The sequence below is a fragment of the Amycolatopsis silviterrae genome (genome assembly GCF_042684085.1).
Lineage (GTDB): Bacteria > Actinomycetota > Actinomycetes > Mycobacteriales > Pseudonocardiaceae > Amycolatopsis > Amycolatopsis silviterrae.
The window spans coordinates 239593-260846 of the sequence record NZ_JBHUKS010000016.1 but is presented as its reverse complement, the minus strand read 5'-3'; the positions used below and the strand labels follow the sequence as shown (position 1 = coordinate 260846).

Sequence of the window (21254 nt, the reverse complement as noted above, 5' to 3'; positions counted from 1 at the left end):
GACGGGTGGATCTTCGCTACACCCCCGAGGACGAGCAGTTCCGCGCGGACGTGCGCGAGTGGCTCGCCGACCACCTCGCGGGCGAGTTCGCCGCGCTGAAGGGCCTCGGCGGCTCCGGTCGCGAGCACGAGGCGCCGGAGGAGCGGCAGGCGTGGAACCAGCACCTGGCCGCGCACGGGTGGACGTGCCTCGGCTGGCCGGTCGAGCACGGCGGCCGCGGGCTGAGCCTGCTGCAGCAGGTGATCTTCCACGAGGAGTACGCCCGGTCCAACGCGCCGGCGCGGGTCAACCACCTCGGCGAGGAGCTGCTCGGGCCGACGTTGATCGCGCACGGCACGGACGAGCAGCGGCGGCGGTTCCTGCCGGGGATCGTCGGGGTGACCGAGCTGTGGTGCCAGGGGTATTCCGAGCCCGGCGCGGGCTCCGACCTGGCCGGGGTGCGGACGCGCGCCCGGCTGGAGGGCGGCGAGTGGGTGATCGACGGGCAGAAGATCTGGACGTCGCTCGCTCAGCACGCGCAGTGGTGTTTCGCGGTGGTGCGGACCGAGGCTGGGTCTCGGCGGCATGCCGGGCTGTCGTATCTGCTGGTGCCGATGGATCAGGCCGGGGTCGAGGTGCGGCCGATCCGGCAGCTGACCGGGACCAGCGAGTTCAACGAGGTCTTCTTCGACGGGGCTCGGACCGCGGAGTCGCTGGTGGTCGGCGCGCCTGGCGACGGGTGGCGGGTCGCGATGGCGACGCTCGGGTTCGAGCGCGGGGTTTCGACGATCGGGCAGCAGGTCGGGTTCGCCCGAGAGCTGTCGGGAATTGTCGCTACCGCCAAGGAGAATGGGCGCTATGACGATCCGGTGGTGCGGGATCGGCTGGCGCGGGCTTCGGTGGGGCTCGAGGTGCTGCGGGTGCACGCGTTGCGGACGTTGAGTGCTTACGAGGCCGGGTCGCAAGGGCCGGAGGCTTCGGTGTCGAAGCTGTTGTGGGCCCGGTGGCACCGGGAGCTGGGGGAGCTGGCGATGGACGTGCGCGGCGGGTCCGCGCTGACCGCGTCCGGGTCTTACGATCTCGACGCGCAGCAGACGCTTTTTCTGTTCAGCCGGGCCGACACGATTTACGGCGGGTCGGACGAGATTCAGCGGAATATCATTGCCGAGCGGGTGCTTGGCTTGCCTAAGGAGCCGCGACTGTGAGCGTTAAACCGGAACAGCCCGCGCCTGATTACGTGCCCGGGCACGGGTTGCTCGCCGAGCGCGTGGTCGTGGTGACCGCGGCGGCGGGCGCGGGGATCGGGGCGGCGGTCGCCCGGCGGTGCCTGGAGGAAGGCGCGCGGGCGGTCGTCATCGGGGACACCCACGAGCGGCGGCTTGGCGAAGCGGCTTCCAAGCTGGGTGCGGAGTTCGGCGCGGAGCGGGTCGTGTCGGTGGTGTGCGACGTGACCAAGGAGGAGCAGGTCGCCGCTCTGCTGGACGCTGCCGAGCCGTTCGGCGGGGTCGAGGTCATGGTGAACAACGCCGGTCTCGGGGGCACGGCTTCGATCACGGAGATGACTGACGAGCAGTGGTCTTTGGTGCTCGACGTGACCTTGACGGGGACTTTCCGGTGTATTCGGGCGGCTTCCCGGCGGATGATCGCGCGCGGCACTCGCGGGGTGATCGTCAACAACGCTTCGGTGATCGGCTGGCGGGCGCAGGAAGGTCAGGCGCATTACGCGGCGGCCAAGGCCGGGGTAATGGCGTTGACGCGGTCCGCGGCGATGGATCTGGCTGCTTCGGGGATTCGGGTCAACGCGGTGTCGCCTAGTTTGGCGATGCATCCGTTCCTGGAGAAGGTCACGACCCCTGAGCTGCTGACCGAGCTGAAGGGGCGCGAGGCGTTCGGCCGGGCCGCGGAGCCTTGGGAAGTCGCGAATGTGATGGTGTTTCTCGCTAGTGCTTATTCGTCTTATCTCACCGGTGAAGTCGTCTCGGTGAGCAGTCAGCATCCCTGATCCGGCTGGAGGATTTCGTGCCTGAGGCATATGTGGTCGACGCGGTTCGCACTCCGGTGGGGAGGCGTGGCGGGTCGCTCGCCGGAATGCATTCGGCTGATCTGGGGGCGCATGCGATCAATGCGCTTGTTCAGCGGACCGGTATTGATCCTGGTGCGGTGGACGATGTCGTGTTCGGGTGTTGCGACACGATCGGGTCGCAGGCGGGGGATGTCGCGCGGACTGCTTGGCTGGTGGCTGGGCTGCCGGATCACGTGCCCGGGGTGACTATCGACCGGCAGTGCGGGTCCAGTCAGCAGGCGGTGCATTTCGCGGCGCAGGGCGTGATGTCCGGTACGGCGGATTTGATTGTCGCCGGGGGCGTGCAGAATATGTCCGCGATTCCGATTTCTTCGGCGATGGTGGTGGGGCAGCAGTTCGGGTTCAGCACGCCGTTCGCGGAGTCGCCGGGGTGGCAGGCTCGGTATGGGGACCAGGAGGTGTCGCAGTTCCGGGCGGCTCGGATGATCGCGGAGAAGTGGGGGCTTTCTCGGTCCTCTCTGGAGGAATTTGCGTTCGAGAGTCATCGGCGGGCGTTGGCGGCGATTGATGCTGGGCGGTTTTCCCGGGAGATTTCGCCGGTGGGTTCGTTTTCGGTGGATGAAGGGCCTCGGCGGGATACTTCTCTGGAGAAGATGGCTGGGTTGAAGCCGTTGGAGGAGGGGAGTCCGCTTACTGCTGCGGTGGCTTCGCAGATCAGTGACGGGGCTGGGGCTTTGTTGATGGCTTCGGAGCGGGCGGTGGCGGAGTATGGGTTGACGCCTCGGGCTCGGGTGCATCATCTCAGTGTGTATGGGGCGGATCCGGTGTGGATGTTGACCGCGCCTATTCCGGCTACTCAGCGGGCGTTGGAGAAGGCTGGGATGTCGGTGGGGGATATCGATTTGTTCGAGTGCAATGAGGCGTTCGCGCCGGTGGTTTTGGCTTGGATGCGGGAGATTGGGGTGCCTTGGGAGAAGGTGAATGTTAACGGCGGGGGGATTGCGTTGGGGCATCCGATTGGGGCTACTGGGGTGCGGTTGATGACTACTTTGCTGCATGAGCTGGAGCGGAGTGGGGGGCGGTTTGGGTTGCAGGTGATGTGTGAGGGTGGGGGGCAGGCCAACGTGACTGTTCTGGAGCGGTTGTAGGGCTCGTCGCCTGGCGGCGACATTGCGGCCGGGTGTTGCGGTGGGGCACCCCGAAGCCCGAGTGTGCTGACAGTTCGGGGGTGCTTGTCAAGGCGGGAAAGATGCCTTGACAAGCACCCCCGAACTGCAGGGCGGCTTCGTATCGGGGTGCGGGGGTGGGGCTGGGTGCCTCGCTGGGGTGGGTGCGCGGGTGCGGTTTGGGGCTGTGAGGGGAACCCTGAGGGAATCAGCGTCTGTGAAGGTTCCCCTCACGGACCTTCGGGGTTAGGTGAGCAGGGCGCTGGTGGCTTTTAGGCGGTCTTGTGCGCTGTTGACGATTCTGGTTACTAGTTCCGCGCAGGTTGGCAGGTCTTCGATTACTCCTACTACCTGGCCTGCGGCCAGCATTCCTGCTTGGGTGTCGCCTTCTACCAGGCCTGCTTTGAGGAGCATGGGGGTGTTCGCGGCCAGCATTGTTTGGGTCCAGGAGCGGTCGCTGGCGCGTTTCATGCGCAGGCCGTCGTTGATCAGGGCGGGCCAGGATTGGCCGCTCAGGCGTTTGAAGTCCTTGGTGCGGCGCAGGGTTCGGGCCAAGCGTTGGACGACGCCTTCTTTGGTCAGGCCCTCGATGAAAGGCGTGCGCAGCAGGCGGTGTGGCATGCCGTCTGCCTTGGTGGTGACTACTGTGCCGTCCAGACCGAAGCCTAGGTAGGTGCGTTTGATTTCGTCTGGCACTGCGCTGTCGCTGGTGAGCAGGAAGCGTGTGCCCATACCGATTCCGGCGGCACCGTAGGACAGTGCGGCGGCCAGGCCCCGGCCGTCGAAGAAGCCTCCGGCGGCTACTACTGGGATGTCGACCGCGTCCAGCACCGACGGGAGCAGCAGGGTCGTGGCGGTCGGGCCGGTGTGGCCGCCGCCTTCGCCGCCTTGCATCATCACCATGTCCGCGCCCCAGGAGGCGACTTTTTCGGCGTGTCGGGCGGCGCCGACGGTTGGCATTACTACTAAGCCGTGGTCTTTAAGGCGGGCGATGAGGTCTTTCTTTGGGGCCAAGGCAAAGGACGCCACCTTGACACCGTGCTGGATGAGCAGGTCGGCGCGTTCGGGGGCGTCGGCGGCGTCTGCGCGGAGGTTTACGCCGAAGGGTTTGTCCGTGCGCTGCTTGACTTCCTTGATGGCGTGGTCCAGCTCGTCGTAGGTCATCGTGGCCGAGGCCAGGATGCCTAGGGCGCCGGCGTTGGCCGTCGCGGAGACCAGGCGCGGGCCGGCTACCCAGCCCATGCCGGTCTGCACGATCGGGTGGGTGACGCCGGTCAGTTCGGTGAGCGGAGTGCGGAGAGGCACGGGGGTCTCCCGGAGGGGTCAGTCGTTCATCGGGCGGCCGGTGGCGACGAAGGCGTCGCGGTGTTCGTCGGCGGCTCCGATGAGGTTGAGTTCGAAGGTGTAGCCCTGTTCGTAACGGTAGCTGCGGTTGACGTCGATCGGGTCGATGCCGTTCAGCGCGGCTTTCGCGGCCCGGATGACGCGCGGGTCCTTCGCGGCCACCTCGGCGGCCAGGGCGAGTGCGGCGTCGTGCAGGTCGGCGGCGGGGACGGTTTCCAGGACCGAACCGTGCTGGACCAGGTCGTTCGCCGAGATGGTGCGGCTGGTGAAGTAGAGGGTGCGCATCAGGTGCTGGGGGACCAGGCGCGCGAGGTGGGTCGCCGCGCCCAGTGCGCCGCGGTCCACCTCGGGGACGCCGAAGTACGCGTCGTCGGCGGCGATGATCGTGTCGCAGTTGCCGACCAGGCCGACGCCGCCGCCGAGGCAGAAGCCGTTCACCGCGGCGATCACCGGCACGGCGCATTCGTAGATCGCCTTGAAAGCCAGGTAACAGCCGCGGTTCGCGCCGACGAGGGCGTCGAAACCGGTGGTGCGCTGCATTTCCTTGATGTCGACGCCGGCGTTGAAGCCCCGGCCCTCGGCGCGGAGCAGGACGACGTGCACCGCCGGGTCTTCGCCCGCGTCGCGCACGGTTTCGGCGAGGTGGAACCATCCGGCGACCGGCAGGGCGTTCACCGGCGGGTAGTCCATGGTGACCACGAAGGTGCCGTTGTCGTGGAGCTGCGTGGAAATCGTCACGTGCGTTCCTAACCTAGCGATTGCTTGGTAGCCTAACACTTGCTTGGTTTACGGGGAACCGCCTCGCCGGACTGGTTGACGAACGGAGAAGATGTGAGCGGGATCTTGGAGGGCCGGGTCGCGATCGTGACCGGCGCCGGCCGCGGACTCGGCCGCGAGCACGCGCTGGAACTCGCCCGCCAGGGGGCGCGGGTCGTGGTCAACGACCTCGGCACGTCGGGCGCGGGCGAAGGGGCGTCGGACGGTCCGGCGGGCGAGGTGGTCGAAGCGATCCGTGCGCTGGGCGGCAAAGCGGTGGCCAACGGGGCCGACGTCGCGGACTTCGCGGCGACGGAAGCGTTGGTGCGGCAGGCGGTCGAGGAGTTCGGCGGGCTGGACATCGTCGTGAACAACGCCGGATTCGTGCGCGACCGGATGATCGTGACCACCAGTGAGCAGGAGTGGGACGCGGTCGTCGCGGTGCATCTCAAGGGGCATTTCGCGTTGATGCACCACGCCGGCGGCTACTGGCGTGCGGAGTCGAAAGCCGGGCGTACGCGGGCGGCGCGGATCGTCAACACCACGTCCGGTGCCGGTCTGCAGGGCAGCGTCGGTCAGGGCAGCTACAGTGCGGCCAAGGCCGGGATCGCGGCGTTGACGCTGGTCGGAGCCTCGGAACTGGGTCGCTACGGCGTCACGGTGAACGCGCTGGCCCCGGCCGCGCGCACCCGGATGACCGAGGGACCGTTCGCGGACAAGATGGCCGCGCCGGAGGGCGGGTTCGACGTGATGCACCCGGGCAACGTGTCGCCGGTCGTCGCGTGGCTCGCCAGCGAGGACGCCGCGGACGTCACCGGCCGCGTGATCGAGGTCGAGGGCGGCCGGATCTGCGTGGAAAACGGCTGGAGCCACGGCCCGTCCCGCGAGCTGGACCGGCGCTGGACCGCCGCCGAAGTCGGCCCGGCCGTGCGCTCGCTGCTGAGCGAAGCGCCCACCCCCGAACCGGTTTACGGGGCACAGTGAGCAGCCCCGCGGACTGGAAGGGCCGCGTGCTCGGCGAGCGCACGGTCGCCTACACCGACCGGGATCCGATCCTCTACGCGCTCGCCATCGGCGCCCGGCCGGACGAACTCGACTTGGTGTTCGAGGACCGGCTTCGGGTGCTGCCGCCGTTCGCGCTGACGCTCGCCCAATGGGCCCCCGACGTCCTCGGCTCGGCCGGGGCGTTCGAGGTCGGCAACGCGGTGCACGGTTCGCAACGGCTCGAAGTCCTGAAGCCGCTGCCGCCCTCGGGGGAGATTTCCATGCGGGCCCGGGTGCCAGAAGTGTGGGACAAGGGCAGCGCGGCGGTGTATGACGTGGCCGTCGAATCGGACTACTTTGTCGCTACGTGGTCGTTGTTCTGTCCCGGTATCGGCGGCTTCGGCGGCGAACGAGGTCCTGGCCGTCCGGCTGCTTTGGACAGTCCGGAGTGGACTGTTCCACTGTCTACTGCGGACAACCAAGCCCTGCTCTACCGGTTGCTCGGGGACCGGCACCACATTCACGTCGACCCAGCGGCCGCGGCTGGAATCGGCCAGCCCCGGCCGATTCTGCACGGTTTGGCCACTCTCGGTGCTGGCGCGTTGGTCGCCGCACGCCAGCTCGGCGCGCACCCGGCGGACCTGACGTCGTTGGAAGGCCGCTTCGCCGCGCCGGTGTTCCCCGGCGAGGAATTGCAGGTCGAAGGCTGGTCGGACGGCGCGCTGCGGATCACGTCGGGACGCGGCCCGGTCGTCGACGGCGGACGAGTCCACTTCGGATAGAGGAATGCGCATGAAGGTCCTGGTCATCGGCGGCACCGGCATGATCGGCGCGAACACCGCCGTGCACCTGAGCCGCTCCGGGCACGCCGTGACGGTCGCCGGACGACACGAACCCGACGCCGATTCACTGGTGGCTGGCCTGCCGGTACTGCTCGGCGACTACGCCCACGGCGGTTTCGACGAGGCCGCGCTGGCCCCGTTCGACGCGATCGTTTTCGCGGCCGGGCAAGATATCCGGCATGTCTCCGGCTGGGGCGACGAGGAGTTCTGGCGGACGTATCAGATCGACGGCGTCACCGCGATCGCGGCGCGTGCGAAACGCGCCGGGGTCGGCCGTTTCGTGCAGATCGGCAGCTATTACCACCAGGTCCGGCCGGATCTCGCCGAAACGAACCCGTACGTGAACGCCCGTCGCCTGGCTGACGAAGGCGCGCGTGCGCTCGCCGGGGACGGGTTCGCGGTGTGCACGCTGAACCCGCCGTCGATCGTCGGGATGGCCCCCGGCCGGTCGACCCGGCAGTTCGCGAAAATGCTGGCCTGGGCGGACGGGGACCTGGTCTGCAAGGTGCCGGACTTCGCCCCGGCGGGCGGCACGAACTACCTGTCCGTGCGGAGCCTGGCGGAGGCCGTCGAAGGCGCCCTGCTGCGCGGGGAATCCGGCGCGGCGTACCTGGTCGGCGACGAAAACCTCAGCTTCCGGGACTACTTTCAGCTGGTTTTCGACGTCTCCGGCTCCGGTCGGACCCTGGAGGAACGCGACGAGGAACACCCGTTCCTGCCCGACCGGGTGCTTGTTCCGGGCCGGGGCGCGACGATCTCGTACGAACCGGACGCCCGCGAGACGGCGCTGCTGGGCTACCGCCGCCGGGACATCCGGCCGATGCTGGAGGAGATGACGGCGGCGGTGCGGTGAGCCGGGTCGTGAGTGGCAATCGCGGTTCTAACCGGGATTGCCGCTCACGAGGTCTCGGTGTCGTCGAGAGCAACGATCTCGCTGGCCGCAAACGTTTTCCGTGGGTCGCGGTCGGCGAAGTACGGCGTGATCGTCCGTTCCAGTTCGGCTGGGTCGAACGCGCCTTGGCCGGAGACGAACCGATGCTCGACGGTCGGCGGAGCGAGCAGCGCGACCATGTCGCCGTACACCACGAACACCTGCCCGTTCACCGCCTCCGCCGCCGGTGAGGCGAGGTATGCGACGAAGGCCGCGACCCGTTCCGGGGCGAGGATGTCCAGGTCGCCTGCGGTGCGTCCGGTGGTGAAGATTCCGTCCGTCATCGCGGTGCGGGCGCGGGGGCAGATCGCGTTCGCGCGGACGCCATAGCGGCTCAAACCCCGTGCGCAGGAGAGGGTCAACGCGGCGATCCCGGCCTTGGCCGCGGCGTAGTTCGGCTGGCCCGCTCCGCCGAGGAGGAATGCCTCCGAGGACGTGTTGATCAGACGTCCATAGGTGGGCTGGCCAGTGCTTTTGCTGATCTGCCGCCAATGCCGGGCCGCCGCGCGGGACAGGGCTGCGTGACCCTTCAGGTGGACTCGGATGACGTCGTCCCAGGACTTTTCGTCGAGGTTGAAGAGCATCGCGTCGCGGGTGATGCCGGCGTTGTTGACGACGACGTCCAGCGTTCCGAAATGCTCGGTCGCGGCGGTGACGAGGTCTTCGGCGTACTGCCAGTCGCCGATGTCGCCCGGTACGGCCAGTGCCCGGCCGCCCTGCGCCTCGATTTCGGCGGCCACCTTGTCCCCGGCCTCGCTGACGTCGTTGACGACGACGTTCGCCCCCGCCGCGGCGAGCGCCAGCGCTTCGGCCCGGCCGAGCCCGGCTCCGGCGCCGGTGACGATCGCGGTGCGGCCGGACAGGGCGGTGCTGGGGTGGGACACGGGGCCTCCAATGCCGGGACGGGGATGCGGCCATGGTGCCGGGGGCGGGCCCGTGGCGGGCGGTCGCTCCCGGTGAGTGGCATCGGCGGCTCGGGGTTAGGGAGGGGTGCCGCACGCTGGCCGGGTGGCCGGGGCACGCGAGGCAGGCGCCGGGTGACTGGGCGATTCGGGCGGTCGGCCACGCGAGGCAGGTGGCTGGGCGATGCGAGACAGGTGCCGGGCGGCTGGGCCGCACGAAGCAAGTGGCTGGGTGGTGTGCGGGGCAGGCGCCGGATGGCCGGGCTGCACGAGACAGGTGCCGGATGGTTGGGCGATGGCTGGGCAGGTGCCGGACGGCTGGACCGCACGAGCCGGGTGCCGGGCCGCGCGGGGCGGATGCCGGGCGACCCGGCCGCGCAGGGCAGGCATCGGGCGACCCGGCAACGCGAGGCAGTCACCGGGCGACCCGGCAATGCGAGGCAGGCACCGGGCGCCCGGGCCGCACGGGGCAAGCCCGCCCGCCCCGAACCCCGCCCACCCGAAACGCCCCCCCAGGCCACTCCCGCTCACCAGTACGCGCGCTTGTCCCGCCCACGGCCCCGGAGCTAACCTCCAACCAAACGCTTGCTCGATTACCCGCGAGGCCGGCACGGCCCGCGAGAAGGAGATCCGGGCTTGAAAGACACCACGCCAGTCCTCGTCGACGCGGTTCGCACGCCGTTCGGCAAGCGCGACGGCTGGGTTTCCGCGCTGCACGCCGTCGAGTTGCTCAGCCGGGTCCAGCGCGGCGTCCTCGACCGCACCGGTGTCGAGCCGGACGCGGTCGACCAGGTGATCGGCGGGTGCGTCACGCCGCTGGGCGAGCAGTACGGCCATGTCGTCCGCACCGCTTGGCTCTACGGCGGTCTCCCTCCCGCGACCGGAGCCACCACGATCGACGCCCAGTGCAGCACCTCGATGCAGGCGTCCTTCCTGCTCACCGGCCAGATCGCGAACGGAACAGCCGATGCGGGCGTCGCGTGCGGAGTCGAGTTGATGTCCCGCGTGCCGCTCACCCCGAAGCAGGGGACCGGCGCGGGCACGCCGAGGCCGGCCGACTGGGCGCTGGAAACTCCCGACCAGTACACCGCCGCGGATCGCATCGCGCGGAAGCGCGGGCTGACCCGGGCGGATCTCGACGCGTTCGGCCTCCGTTCCCAGCATTACGCCCGAAAGGCTTGGGACGCGGGGCTTTTCGACCGTCAGGTGCTCCCGCTGGAGCTGCCGGACGGGGAGCCGGTCACCCGCGATCAGGGGCTCCGTGAGACCTCGACGGAAGCGCTCGCCGGTCTCCGGCCGACCGTCCCGGACGGCCTGCACACGGCGGGTACCTCGTCGCAGGTCTCCGACGGCGCGAGTGCCGCGTTGTTCCTGTCCCGGAGCCGCGCCGACGAACTGGGCCTCCGGCCGCGGGCGCGGCTGCTCGGGCAGTGCGTTATCGGCGGCGACCTGGAGTACCTCCTCGACGGGCCGGTCGACGCGGCGCGGAAGCTCCTCGACCGCACCGGCCTGACGATCGGCGACATCGATCTTTTCGAGGTCAACGAGGCATTCGCCGCCGTCCCGCTGTCCTTCGCGCGGGCGCACGACGTCCCGGAGGACAAGCTCAACGTGCTCGGCGGCGCGATCGCACTCGGCCATCCGGCGGGCGCGACCGGCATCCGTCTCCTCGCGACGGCCGTTGAGGAACTCGAACGCCGCGACGCCAGTCTCGCGATGATCGCGATCTGCGCCGCGGCCGCCACCAGCTGCGTGCTCGTCGAACGGATCTGACCCCCATGCCCATCGCCCTGTCCGAGGAACACCGCGACCTGGCTGAATCCGCCGCCGGGTGGGCCTCTCGCTACGCGCCGGGTGCCGAGCCGACGGAGTTCTGGAAAGCTCTGACTACGCAAGGCTGGCATTCGCTGCACTTGCCGGAATCCGCTGGTGGGCAAGGTGCTGGGCTGCTCGAACTCGCCGTGGTGGCCGAGCAGTTCGGCCGATATCTCGTGCCTGGTCCGTTCCTGCCGACGGTCACCGCCAGCGCCGTTCTCGCCGTCGCCGGACCCTCGGAAGGGTTGACCGCGTTCGCTGCCGGTGCCACCGGAGCGGTGGTGCTCGACGGTCTGCGCGCGGCCAAAACTGCTGACGGCTGGCGGATCGACGGCACCAGCGCTCCGGCGCTCGGCCTCGCGGAGGCGGAGATCGCGGTGGTCCGTGCTCAAGAGGTCTGGTTCGTGCTGCGCCCGGAGCCCGGTCAGCTGGTCGCCGTCGAAGCGGTTGATCTCACCAGGTCGGTGGCCCGGCTCAGGCTGGAGAACTTCCTGGTGCCCCGGGAAAATGTCGTCAAGGTCAGTTCCGAGAGCGCGGAGCTGGCGCTTGCGGTTCCGGCGGCGGCCGAGGCGGCGGGACTGTGCGGCTGGGCCTTGGACTGCGCCGTCGACCACGTCCGCACCCGCGTCCAGTTCGGCCGTCCGATCGGTTCCTTCCAAGCCGTCCAGCATCGGGCGGCGGGGATTCTCCTGCACCGCGAGCGCGCTACGGCCGCCGCCTGGGACGCGGCCCGCGCCGAGCGGCATTCCCGGGCGCAGCAAGCGCTTGCTGCCGCGCAGGCCCGGCACGCCGCGCTCCCGGCGGCCGTGGACGCGTCCGTCAGCTGCGTCCGCCTCCTTGGCGCGATCGGCTTCACCTGGGAACACGACGCGCATCGCTACTGGCGGCGCGCCGTCGCGCTGTCCGGGTCCCTCGGCCGTTTCACTGCCCGAGCCCTCGGCGAACGCGACGTGCCCCGCGACCTGACCCTCGCCAGCCCGGACGACTGTCCCGAACTGCGCCGTCAGGTCGCTTCCGTGCTCGACCAGGCGGACGAGCGCTTGCTCGCCGACGCCGGTCTGGCCGCCCCGCACTACCCAAAGCCGTACGGGCTTGACGCCGGACCGCTCGAACAAGCCGTCATCGCCGAGGAGTTCGACCGGCGCGGAATTCCCCAGCCAACGACAGTGATCGGCGAATGGGTCCTGCCGACCCTGCTCACGCACGGCTCCCCGGACCAGCGCGAGCGGTTCGTGCTGCCGACCCTGCGCGGCGATCTCCGCTGGTGCCAGCTGTTCAGCGAACCGGGCGCGGGCTCGGACCTCGCCTCGCTCCGCGCCCGCGCGACCAAAGTGGACGGTGGCTGGCGGATCTCCGGGCAGAAGGTTTGGACGTCGCTGGCCCACGAGGCGCACTGGGGCGTCTGCCTCGCCCGGACCGACCCGGACGCGCCGCGCCACCGGGGAATCTCGTACTTCCTCGTCGACCTGGCCGCCGACGGCGTCACCGTCCGGCCGATCCGGCAGGCCACCGGACGCGCGGAGTTCAACGAGGTCTTCCTGGACGACGTGTTCGTCCCGGATCGCGATCTGGTCGGCGAGCCGGACAGCGGCTGGCGGCTCGCGACGACCACGCTGGCCAACGAGCGGCACAACATGGGCTCGACCCTCGCGCACGGTTCGTCGGACCGGATCCGCCAGCTGCTCCGCGACGATCCGGCGCTGGCCGGCGACCCGGAGGCGCTGGCCGCGCTCGGCCGGTGCGTCTCGCGGGAACTCACGCTCGCCACCCTGGGCCTTCGCACCGCGCTGGCCCGGCTCGCCGGGCTGGACCTCGGGGCCGAGGTCAGCGTGCAGAAGGTGCTCAGCGCGCTCGCTCAGCAGGAGGGTTCGCGCGAGCTGATCGCCCTGCTCGGCCCCGGCTCGGCGAGCGCGGAGGACGGGCACGTCCTCGACCATCTCGGCCTGCCCGCGGTGCTGTTCGGCGGCGGCACCGTGGAAATCCAGCTCAACGTCATCGCCCAGCGGGTCCTCGGCCTGCCCCGCTGACCCCCCGACCACGAGGAGAGACATGCATCCGGAGCTGTCGGAGCGCTCGCGAACGCTCCGCGCCGAACTGCGCGCGTACTTCGCCCGCGTCATCGACGAGGACGACCGCCGAGCGCTGGTCGAGCAGACCGAGGGCGGCCCGGTGTTCGACCGGATCCTGCGCCGGATGGGCGCGGACGGCTGGCTCGGCCTCGGCTGGCCGGAGGAGTACGGCGGCCGCGGCGAGGACCCGGAAGCGCTTTTCGTGTTCTACGACGAGGTATTGCGCGCCGGTGCCCCGCTGTCGCTGGTCACCCTGAACACCGTCGCGCCGGCGTTGATGCACCACGGCACCGAGGAGCAGAAGAAGTTCTTCCTGCCGCCGATCCTGCGCGGCGAGCTGATGTTCGCCATCGGCTACACCGAACCCGGCGCGGGCACCGACCTGGCGTCGCTGCAGACGCGGGCGAAGATCGACGGCGACTCGCTCGTCATCAACGGCAACAAGATCTTCACCAGCGCCGGGATCTTCGCCGACTGGATCTGGCTGGCCGTGCGGACCGATCCGGACGCACCGCCGCACCGCGGCATTTCGGTCGTGCTCGTGCCGACCGACACCCCGGGCTTCTCCGCCACCGAAATCCATACCGTGGGCGGGATCAGCACCTCCGCGACGTACTATGCGGACGTCCGCATTCCACTGTCCAATGTGGTCGGCGAGCTGAACAACGGCTGGCGGCTCATCACCAGCCAGCTCAACCACGAACGCGTCGCCCTCGCCGCGCGCGGCGGCATCGCGAACCAGATGTACGACGCGGTCCTGAAGTGGGCTCGGGAGGAACCCTTCGGACCGGGAACGGTGTACGACCTGCCGTGGGTCCGGCACACCCTGGCCGAGGTGTACGCGCTGCTGAGCGCCACCGACCTGATCAACCTGCGCCTGGTCGCCGACGTCGCCGCGGGCACGCTCGGCGGCGGGGATTCCGCCGCGGCCAAGGTATTCGGCACCGAAGCGGTGGTCACCGCGTACAGCAGGCTCCAGGAAGTGCTCGGTGCGCGCGGCCTGCTGCGGCCTGATTCGCCCGGCGCGGCGGTGAACGGACGCGTCGAGACGCTCGCCCGGCGCGCGCAGAACAACACCTTCGGCGGCGGCACCAACGAGGTGCTGCGCGAGATCGTCGCCGCGAAGACTCTCGGCATGACGCTGTCCGCCCGCCGTCGTCCGGAAAAGGCCAGGAGCTGACATGGATTTCGACCTCAACGACGATCTGGACGCGGTCCGCGAGCTGGCCGCCAAGATCTTCGCCGACCGCGCGACTGTCAACCGGGTGGTGGCCGTCGAGAAGCAAGGCGGCTTCGACGCCGACCTCTGGCGCGTGCTCGCCGAAGCGGATCTCCTCGGCATCTGCCTGTCCGAAAAGGACGGTGGAGCCGGGGTGGGCGTGACCGGGATGGCGGTGCTGCTGGAAGAACTGGGCCGACAGGTCGCGCCGGTTCCATTGTGGAACGTCCTGGCGGGCGGCGTGCTTCCGGTCGCGCAGTTCGGCAGCGAAGACCAGCGGAACCGGATCCTGCCGCGCGTGCTGGACGGTTCGACGCTGCTGGTCGGCGCGTTCGACGACACGGTTTCGGTCACCGCAACTCGGCGCGGTGACGATCTCGAACTCACCGGTGAAGTGGTTTCGGTCCCCGCCGGGGCGCAGGCTGATCTGGTTTTGGTGCCGGTGAAGGAAGCCGATCAGGTCCACTTAGTACTCGTCCCGACCGTTCACCTCAGCGTGACTCCGGTCCAGGTCACCAGCCGTGAAAGCCACGCGTCGATCGTCTTCACCGGCGCGGTGGTCACTCCGCAGGACATCCTGGCTTCCGGCGCGGACGCTCTGCAGTGGACACTCCGGCGGCTCCGGGTCGCGCTGGCGGCGGTCAGTGTCGGCGTGTGCGCTCAGGCGTTGTCGACCACCGCGAAGTACACCTCCGAACGAGTCCAATTCGGACGTCCACTGTCGACAAATCAAGCTGTCGCTCTGCGGGCCGCCGACGCGTATCTGGACACCGAGGCGATCCGCGTCTGCACGCAACGCGCCGCCTGGCTGATGGACGAGGGCCGCGAGGACGAAGCGGAGATCGCCGCGGTGGTCGCCAAATGGTGGGCGTCGCGGGGCGGCCTGCGGGTGGTGCACGCGACCCAGCACCTGCACGGCGGCATCGGCGCGGACGTCGACTATCCGATCCACCGCTACTTCCTCTGGGGCCGCCAGCTCGCCTTCACCCTCGGCACCGCCGACGCGCTCGCCGCCGAACTCGGGGACCGGTTGCCGTCCGCGCCCCCGATCGGCGCACCGGCCTAGGAGACCACCGTGCCCATCGATGTCGACAAGGCGCTCAACGCCCCGCCGCGCACCCAGCGGCTCGCCTGGACCACGCGGGACGTGCTGCTGTACCACCTTTCCCTCGGTTCCGGCACCGAACTCCGGTACGGCTACGAACGGGACCTCGAAGTCCTGCCGACCTTTGCTCTCGTTGCCGGACAAGGCATTTCCGCCGGAGACCGCCCGTCGGAAGGGCTGACGCTGCCGGGCGTGGACGTAGACCTGGCGAGGCTGCTGCACGCCGGGCAGGTCGTCACGCTCCACCGGGACCGGCTCCCGGCGTCCGGCGAAGCGGAACGAACCACGCGGATCACGGAAGTGCAGGACAAGGGCAAGGCCGCCGTCATCGTGCTGGCCCACGAGGTCGCGGACGATGACGGTCCACTATGGACGTCCACAATGTCCATCTGGGCCCGCGGCGAGGGCGGCTTCGGGGGAAGCCCAGGCACCGCGGCCAAACGGAAGCCGGAGGGCGACCCGACGCACGTCCTGGACGTCGCCACCACCCCCGACCAGGCCCTGCTTTACCGGCTGAACGGGGACCTCAACCCGCTCCACGCAGACCCGGAGTTCGCCGCCGCAGCGGGCTTCGCCGCACCGATCCTGCACGGCCTCGCGTCCTACGGCCTCGTCGGGAAAGCCGTCGTGGACCACTTCCTCGACGGCCGCCCAGCGCGGCTCCGGGAACTCGGCGCACGCTTCGCCGGCCCGGTCATCCCGGGCGAAACGCTGCGGATCTCGTTGTGGCAGCAGGAAGACGGCTTCTCACTACGGGCGACCTGCGGCGACCGGGCGGTCCTCACCGACGCTTGGGCCCGCACGACTTCAGGAGGCGCATGATGGGCACCCCAGTCCTGGTGGACGCGATCCGGACCCCGTTCGGGAAGCGGCGCGGCGCGCTGTCCGGCATTCACGCCATCGAGCTGCTCGGCTACGTGCAACGCGGGATCGTCGAGCGCACCGGCATCGACCCGGCGCTGATCACCGACGTGGTCGCCGGATGCGTCACGCAGGCCGGGGAGCAGTCGGGCAACGCCGGCCGGTTCGCCTGGCTGCACGCCGGGCTCCCGGAGGAAACCGCGACCACCACCATCGACGCGCAATGCGGATCCGCGCAGCAGGCTGTGCACCTGATCGCCGCGCAGATCGCGGCCGGGCAGGTGGACGTCGGCGTGGCGTGCGGGGTCGAGTCGATGAGCCGGGTGCCGCTCCTGAGCAACCTCGGCGACGCGGGACGGCCGCGGCCGGAGTCCTGGCAGGTCGACCTCCCCGCCCAGTACGAGGCCGCCGACCGGATCGCGGGACGGCGCGGGCTGACCCGTACGGACCTGGACGCGTTCGGGCTCCGCTCGCAGCAACGGGCTCGCCGCGCCTGGGACGAGGGCCGGTTCGGCCGGTCGATCCTGCCGGTCCCGCTCGACGGCGGCCAGCCGTTCGACCGCGACCAGGGCCTGCGCGACACCAGCACCGAGGCCCTCGCCGGGCTGGCCTCGATCGAGGAGGGCGGCCTGCACACGGCGGGCACGGCATCCCAGATCTCCGATGGCGCGTCGGCGGCGCTGCTGGTGGACGCCGACCAAGCGTTCGGGTTGCGGCCGCGCGCCAGGCTGGTCGCGCAGACGATCGTCGGCGCCGAACCGAAGTACCTGCTGGACGGCCCGATCCGCGCCGCCGAACGCGTGCTCGGCCGGGCCGGGATGACCATCGCGGACATCGATTTGTTCGAGGTCAACGAGGCGTTCGCGGCGGTCCCGCTGTCGTTTGCCCGCACGCTCGGCGTCGACGAGGACCGGCTCAACGTCAACGGCGGCGCCATCGCGATCGGCCATCCGGTCGGCGCGACCGGAATCCGGCTGCTCGCGGAGATCGTCGACGAACTGGAGCGGCGCGACCAAACGCTTGGCCTGGTCGCGATCTGCGCCGGCGGCGCGCAGGCGACCGCGGCGATCGTGGAACGGCTCTGAGATGTACCCGTTGAGCGGTTTCGACGGCAAAGTCGCGGTGGTGACCGGGGCGGGCCGGATGCGGTCGATCGGCCGGGCCATCGCGGTCGAGCTGGCGAAGGCTGGCTGCGCGGTCGCGCTGACCGGCAGCGGCCGCCCGCCGGAGCAGTACCCGCCGGACGAGCAGGCTGCGAGCTGGCGCGACATCCAGTCCGTGGCCGAGGAGATCCGGCAGTTCGGCGGGCAGGCCCTGCCGGTGGTGAGCGACGTCGCCGACCCGGCGGAGGTCGACCGTCTGCTGGCCGCCGTCCTCGACGCGTTCGGCCGCGTGGACATCGTCGTCAACAACGCCGCGGCCGCGCGCGGCCCGGATCGCCTGCCGGTGCTGGACCTCGACGTCGAGACCTGGGACCGGGTCATCGCGGTCAACCTGCGCGGGCCGTTCCTGATGACCAGGGCGTTCGGCAGGCAGCTGGTCGAGCAGGGCGACGGCGGGGTGTTCGTGAACATCTCCTCGATCGGCGGGAAGCTGTCCGGGGCCGGGTCGGCGGCCTATTCGGCGTCGAAAGCCGCGCTGCAGTCGCTCACCTCCTCGACGGCGAAAGAGCTGGGCCAGCACGGGATCCGGGTGAACGCGCTGTGCCCGGGCGTCGTCGGCACGAGCCGGCTCGACGACGTGGACCCGGCTTCGTGGACCGAGTACGTTCGCGCGCAGGTGCCGTTGCGGCGGGTGGGCGAGCCCGCCGACATCGCGGCGGCCGCGGTGTTCCTGGCCAGCGCCGAGGCGGGCTGGGTGACCGGGCAGTGCTGGAACGTCGACGGCGGGCAGCTGACCATCCGATGAGCACTACGGGAGGCGACCGATGACCGATCGGGACGACATCATCGCGCGGCTGACCGCGCCGGGCGCGAAGTTCGAGATCCGGCCGGAACCGGTCGCGGGCCGCCCGGCGAAGGTGTTCGCGCGGCGGCATCGCAGCCTGACCGAACTGCTGGAGGCTTCGCGGGAGTTCGGCGATCGCGAGTATCTGGTCACAGTGGACAGTCGGCTCACGTTCGCCCAGCATTACGACCAGGTCGCCGCGCTCGCCTCGGTGCTGCGGACCGAATACGGCGTCGGACGCGGGGACCGGGTCGCGTTGTGCGCGGCGAACTGTCCGGAATGGATAGTCGGATTCTGGGCGGCGGTGTCGCTCGGCGCGATCGCGGTCGGGATGAACTCGATGTGGGCCGCGCCGGAGATCGCGCACGGCGTCGACCTGACCACGCCGAAGGTCGCGCTGACCGACGCGGCCCGGAAACCGCTGGTCGCCGGGTGCCCGGTGCTGGAGGTCGACAGCCCTGAGTACCGGGAACTCCTGGCGCGCCACGAGGGTGCCGCGCTGAAGCCGGAGCTGGTCGACGAGGACGACCCGGCCGTCATCCTGTTCACGAGCGGCACGTCCGGGCATCCGAAGGGCGCGACGCATTCGCATCGCAACGTGCTCGCCGCGGTCTGGTTCCACCTGTTCAACGACGCGCTCGCCGCCGAATTCGGCCGCCCTGCGCGGGGTCGCCGGTTCCTGCTGGCCACGCCGTTGTTCCACATCGCCGCCTTGCACAACCTCGCCGTCGTCCGGCTCGCGGTGGGTGACACTGCGGTGCTGTACCAGGGGAAATTCGACATCCACCGGGTGCTGGACCTCGTGCAGGCCGAGCGGATCACCAACTGGGGCGCGGTCCCGACGATGCTGTCCCGCCTGGTCGAGGCCGATCTCTCCGGCTACGACCTCAGCACGCTCAAGACGGTCTCGGTCAGCAGCGCGCCGTCGACCGCCGAGCTGAAAGACCAGCTGCGGGACGCGTTGCCCGGCGCGGCCGCTTCGCTGAGCACGAATTACGGCCTGACCGAATCGTCCACTGCGGCCACCCTCGCGACTCCCGCCGAACTCCTCGCCGACCCGGACACCGCGGGCCGCCCGGTGCCGAACATGGAAGTGCAGATCCGCGACACCGAAGGCCGTCCGGTCCCGGACGGCACTGACGGCGAGATCCACCTCCGCGGCCCGCAGGTGATGCTCGGCTACTTCAACGATCCGGCGGCGACCGCGGCCGCGTTCACCGAGGACGGCTGGTTCCGCACCGGCGACCTCGGCCAGCTGCGCGACGGCGCACTGACCGTGCTGAGCCGCCGGAGCGACCTGATCCTGCGTGGCGCGGAGAACATCTACCCGGCCGAGGTGGAGGAACAGCTCGCCGGGCATCCCGGGGTCGCGGAGTGCATCGTGGCCGGGCTGCCGGATGCGGACTACGGGCAGATCGTCGCGGCGAAGGTCGTCTTGCGGGAGCAGTCCGAAGTGGACGCGGACAGTCTGCGGGCCTACCTCGGCGACCGGCTCGCCCGGTACAAGGTGCCGACGGCGTGGTTCCTGACCAGGGATCCGTTGCCGCGCAACGCGACCGGGAAGGTGGTCCGGCGGCTGGTGCGGTGGTCGTGAGCGGCAATCCCGGTTAGAACCGGCATCAGCACTCACGAGTCACCCACCCAGCGGGACCGCCGCGCCCGCCCCTAGCCCCAGCCTCGCGTTGCCGGGCGCGACGCTGCGCGCCCGTGCGGCGACGTCGAAGGCGGATGCCGCGACCAGCCAGGCCGCCGCTCGAAGGGGCTCGTGAGCGGCAATCCCGGTTAGAACCGGCATCAGCACTCACGAGTCACCCACCCAGCGGGACCGCCGCTTGCCCGCCCCGGCTCCCGCTCCTAGCGTCCCTGCCAAACGCTTGTTCAAGGAGGGGTGATGACCGGTCTCCGGACGGACTTCGCCGAGTTCACCGGCCAGCAGGCCGAGCCGCCGCGGGTGGCCCGGTACGCGGTGAACGAGGCGATGATCCGCAACTGGGTCGAGGCGGTCGGCGACCGCAATCCGGTGTACGTCGACGACGCCGCGGCGAAGGCGACCGGCCGCCCCGGAGTCATCGCGCCGCCGGCGATGTGCTCGACCTGGATCATGGCCGGGTACCGGCGCTACCGCGAGATCCAGGAGCTGCGCCGCGAGGGCGCGGTGGAGGACTTCGCGTACTCGCGGCTGATGAGCGTGCTCGACGCGGCGGGCTACACCTCGGTGGTGGCCACCGACGTCGAGCAGGAGTACGTCCGCGAGATCACCCCGGGCACGCACGTGACCTGCCATTTCACCATCGAAGCCGTCTCGGAGGCCAAACGCACCGCGCTCGGCTACGGGCACTTTGTCACGCTGCGCAAGCACTACCTGGACGAAGCGGGCGACCTGCTGGTCGACGAGCGCTTCCGGATCCTGCGCTTCCGCCCGGCCGAGCGGAGCGCGTGATGGGGGAGCACACCGCGGTCCCGCGCCTCACGATCACCCAGGACAACCAGTTCTTCTTCGCCGCCGCGCGCGAGGGACGGCTGGAGATCCAGCGCTGCACCGACTGCGGCACCCTCCGGCATCCGCCCGGCCCGGCATGTCCGGCGTGCCGGAGTTTCGGATGGGACACCGTCGTCGCGAGCGGCCGGGCGGTCTTGCACAGCTGGACGGTGCTGTATCACCCGAAGGACCCCGCGTTCGACTACCCGCTCGCGGTCGGCCTCGCCGATCTGGAGGAGGGCGTCCGGCTGGTCGCGGACCTCGCCGGGGTCGACCACGACCGGCTCGAGGTCGGGCTGCCGCTGCAAGTGGGCTTCAGCGAGCACGCGCACGGCGAAATCCTCCCGCAGCTTCGGCCGCGAGACCCGAAGGAGCACACCCGATGACCCTGGCTCTCGGGGACCGCCTGCCGGAGCTGGCGATCCCGTTCGACCGCACCACGATCGTCGCCACCGCGATCGCGTCGCAGGATTTCGAGGACGTGCACCACGATCCGGGCAAAGCTCAGGAACGCGGGATGCCGGACATCTTCATCAGCATCAACGCGACCAACGGGTTCATCGACCGTTATGTCACCGACGTCTGCGGCCCGGCGACGCGGATCCGCAAGGTGTCGCTGCGGCTCGGGCTGCCGTTGTTTCCCGGGGACACGCTCACGTTCGCCAGCGAGGTGATTGAGGTGACGGAGGACGCGGCGACGATCAAGGTCACCGGAAGTCACGATCGCGGCGTGCATGTGTCGGCTCGAGTGACGGTGGCGGCATGAGCGCAGCTTGCAAGCGAATCATGGATATTCATGCCGGCACCTCCCGATTGGCCAGCGTGCAACTCC

At 70.1% G+C, this 21254-nt stretch carries 20 protein-coding genes; 17 read left to right on the top strand and 3 right to left on the bottom strand.

Annotated elements, in window-relative coordinates:
- The first annotated feature begins 5 nt into the window (after nucleotides 1-5).
- From ACFSVL_RS23975 to ACFSVL_RS23965, 3 genes are read left to right on the top strand one after another with little or no spacing between them, the layout of a single operon-like run.
- Nucleotides 6-1184 (top strand): acyl-CoA dehydrogenase family protein, encoded by a 1179-nt coding sequence (locus ACFSVL_RS23975; RefSeq protein ID WP_378307755.1) that lies wholly within the window; start codon nucleotides 6-8, stop codon nucleotides 1182-1184.
- Nucleotides 1181-1981, top strand: a complete 801-nt coding sequence (locus ACFSVL_RS23970; RefSeq protein WP_378307753.1) for an SDR family oxidoreductase — start codon at nucleotides 1181-1183, stop codon at nucleotides 1979-1981. Before ACFSVL_RS23975 ends, ACFSVL_RS23970 begins: the two co-directional genes overlap by 4 nt.
- Nucleotides 1982-1998: 17 nt before the next feature.
- A complete protein-coding gene (locus ACFSVL_RS23965) occupies nucleotides 1999-3150 on the top strand; it encodes an acetyl-CoA C-acetyltransferase (RefSeq protein WP_378307751.1) in 1152 nt (383 codons plus the stop codon).
- A 264-nt stretch (nucleotides 3151-3414) separates the two neighbouring features.
- Here ACFSVL_RS23965 and ACFSVL_RS23960 read toward each other — a convergent pair whose 3' ends face one another.
- Both ACFSVL_RS23960 and ACFSVL_RS23955 read right to left on the bottom strand, forming a co-directional pair.
- Nucleotides 3415-4473 carry an NAD(P)H-dependent flavin oxidoreductase gene (locus ACFSVL_RS23960; RefSeq protein ID WP_378307749.1) on the bottom strand — a complete coding sequence of 353 codons (1059 nt, stop codon included), beginning with the start codon at nucleotides 4471-4473 and terminating at the stop codon, nucleotides 3415-3417.
- Between the two features lie 18 nt (nucleotides 4474-4491).
- Nucleotides 4492-5250 (bottom strand): enoyl-CoA hydratase family protein, encoded by a 759-nt coding sequence (locus ACFSVL_RS23955; RefSeq protein ID WP_378307747.1) that lies wholly within the window; start codon nucleotides 5248-5250, stop codon nucleotides 4492-4494.
- Between the two features lie 93 nt (nucleotides 5251-5343).
- Between ACFSVL_RS23955 and ACFSVL_RS23950 the strand changes: the two genes are divergently transcribed.
- From ACFSVL_RS23950 to ACFSVL_RS23940, 3 genes are read left to right on the top strand one after another with little or no spacing between them, the layout of a single operon-like run.
- Entirely contained in the window at nucleotides 5344-6252 is a 909-nt protein-coding gene (locus ACFSVL_RS23950; RefSeq protein WP_378307745.1) for an SDR family oxidoreductase, read from the top strand.
- Nucleotides 6249-7034 carry a MaoC/PaaZ C-terminal domain-containing protein gene (locus tag ACFSVL_RS23945; protein ID WP_378307743.1) on the top strand — a complete coding sequence of 262 codons (786 nt, stop codon included), beginning with the start codon at nucleotides 6249-6251 and terminating at the stop codon, nucleotides 7032-7034. The genes ACFSVL_RS23950 and ACFSVL_RS23945 overlap by 4 nt, the downstream gene beginning before the upstream one ends.
- Nucleotides 7035-7044: 10 nt before the next feature.
- On the top strand, nucleotides 7045-7947 hold the full coding sequence (locus tag ACFSVL_RS23940; RefSeq protein WP_378307741.1) for an NAD-dependent epimerase/dehydratase family protein: 903 nt from the start codon (nucleotides 7045-7047) through the stop codon (nucleotides 7945-7947).
- A 44-nt stretch (nucleotides 7948-7991) separates the two neighbouring features.
- Here the strand turns inward: ACFSVL_RS23940 and ACFSVL_RS23935 are convergent, their stop codons facing one another.
- A complete protein-coding gene (locus tag ACFSVL_RS23935) occupies nucleotides 7992-8909 on the bottom strand; it encodes a 3-oxoacyl-ACP reductase (protein ID WP_378307739.1) in 918 nt (305 codons plus the stop codon).
- 654 nt (nucleotides 8910-9563) lie between these two features.
- Between ACFSVL_RS23935 and ACFSVL_RS23930 the strand changes: the two genes are divergently transcribed.
- The 11 genes from ACFSVL_RS23930 (at nucleotide 9564) to ACFSVL_RS23880 (ending at nucleotide 21188) form a co-directional block, all read left to right on the top strand.
- Nucleotides 9564-10700 carry a steroid 3-ketoacyl-CoA thiolase gene (locus ACFSVL_RS23930; RefSeq protein ID WP_378307737.1) on the top strand — a complete coding sequence of 379 codons (1137 nt, stop codon included), beginning with the start codon at nucleotides 9564-9566 and terminating at the stop codon, nucleotides 10698-10700.
- Between the two features lie 5 nt (nucleotides 10701-10705).
- Nucleotides 10706-12769, top strand: a complete 2064-nt coding sequence (locus ACFSVL_RS23925; protein ID WP_378307735.1) for an acyl-CoA dehydrogenase family protein — start codon at nucleotides 10706-10708, stop codon at nucleotides 12767-12769.
- A 22-nt stretch (nucleotides 12770-12791) separates the two neighbouring features.
- A complete protein-coding gene (locus ACFSVL_RS23920) occupies nucleotides 12792-13991 on the top strand; it encodes an acyl-CoA dehydrogenase family protein (protein WP_378307733.1) in 1200 nt (399 codons plus the stop codon).
- Nucleotide 13992: 1 nt separating this feature from the next.
- The gene (locus tag ACFSVL_RS23915) at nucleotides 13993-15096 is read left to right on the top strand and encodes an acyl-CoA dehydrogenase family protein (protein ID WP_378307731.1); all 1104 of its coding nucleotides are present in this window, start codon (nucleotides 13993-13995) and stop codon (nucleotides 15094-15096) included.
- Nucleotides 15097-15105: 9 nt separating this feature from the next.
- Nucleotides 15106-15957 carry a MaoC/PaaZ C-terminal domain-containing protein gene (locus ACFSVL_RS23910; protein WP_378307729.1) on the top strand — a complete coding sequence of 284 codons (852 nt, stop codon included), beginning with the start codon at nucleotides 15106-15108 and terminating at the stop codon, nucleotides 15955-15957.
- Nucleotides 15957-17081 carry a steroid 3-ketoacyl-CoA thiolase gene (locus tag ACFSVL_RS23905; RefSeq protein WP_378307727.1) on the top strand — a complete coding sequence of 375 codons (1125 nt, stop codon included), beginning with the start codon at nucleotides 15957-15959 and terminating at the stop codon, nucleotides 17079-17081. Before ACFSVL_RS23910 ends, ACFSVL_RS23905 begins: the two co-directional genes overlap by 1 nt.
- Nucleotides 17082-17091: 10 nt before the next feature.
- Nucleotides 17092-17904 (top strand): SDR family NAD(P)-dependent oxidoreductase, encoded by an 813-nt coding sequence (locus ACFSVL_RS23900; RefSeq protein WP_378307725.1) that lies wholly within the window; start codon nucleotides 17092-17094, stop codon nucleotides 17902-17904.
- Between the two features lie 19 nt (nucleotides 17905-17923).
- On the top strand, nucleotides 17924-19537 hold the full coding sequence (locus tag ACFSVL_RS23895; RefSeq protein ID WP_378307723.1) for a class I adenylate-forming enzyme family protein: 1614 nt from the start codon (nucleotides 17924-17926) through the stop codon (nucleotides 19535-19537).
- A 297-nt stretch (nucleotides 19538-19834) separates the two neighbouring features.
- Nucleotides 19835-20383, top strand: a complete 549-nt coding sequence (locus ACFSVL_RS23890) for an FAS1-like dehydratase domain-containing protein (protein ID WP_378307721.1) — start codon at nucleotides 19835-19837, stop codon at nucleotides 20381-20383.
- Complete coding sequence (locus tag ACFSVL_RS23885; protein ID WP_378307719.1) at nucleotides 20383-20808, top strand: Zn-ribbon domain-containing OB-fold protein; 426 nt, start codon at nucleotides 20383-20385, stop codon at nucleotides 20806-20808. Before ACFSVL_RS23890 ends, ACFSVL_RS23885 begins: the two co-directional genes overlap by 1 nt.
- A complete protein-coding gene (locus ACFSVL_RS23880; protein ID WP_378307714.1) occupies nucleotides 20805-21188 on the top strand; it encodes an acyl dehydratase in 384 nt (127 codons plus the stop codon). The genes ACFSVL_RS23885 and ACFSVL_RS23880 overlap by 4 nt, the downstream gene beginning before the upstream one ends.
- Nucleotides 21189-21254 lie beyond the last annotated feature (66 nt).

Bases quoted from the DNA above. Each gene is read 5' to 3' on its own strand.
- ACFSVL_RS23895 (WP_378307723.1), top strand. From the start codon at position 17,924: ATGACCGATCGGGACGACATCATCGCGCGGCTGACCGCGCCGGGCGCG.
- ACFSVL_RS23880 (WP_378307714.1), top strand. From the start codon at position 20,805: ATGACCCTGGCTCTCGGGGACCGCCTGCCGGAGCTGGCGATCCCGTTC.
- ACFSVL_RS23925 (WP_378307735.1), top strand. From the start codon at position 10,706: ATGCCCATCGCCCTGTCCGAGGAACACCGCGACCTGGCTGAATCCGCC.
- ACFSVL_RS23920 (WP_378307733.1), top strand. From the start codon at position 12,792: ATGCATCCGGAGCTGTCGGAGCGCTCGCGAACGCTCCGCGCCGAACTG.
- ACFSVL_RS23915 (WP_378307731.1), top strand. From the start codon at position 13,993: ATGGATTTCGACCTCAACGACGATCTGGACGCGGTCCGCGAGCTGGCC.
- ACFSVL_RS23940 (WP_378307741.1), top strand. From the start codon at position 7,045: ATGAAGGTCCTGGTCATCGGCGGCACCGGCATGATCGGCGCGAACACC.
- ACFSVL_RS23905 (WP_378307727.1), top strand. From the start codon at position 15,957: ATGGGCACCCCAGTCCTGGTGGACGCGATCCGGACCCCGTTCGGGAAG.
- ACFSVL_RS23885 (WP_378307719.1), top strand. From the start codon at position 20,383: ATGGGGGAGCACACCGCGGTCCCGCGCCTCACGATCACCCAGGACAAC.
- ACFSVL_RS23890 (WP_378307721.1), top strand. From the start codon at position 19,835: ATGACCGGTCTCCGGACGGACTTCGCCGAGTTCACCGGCCAGCAGGCC.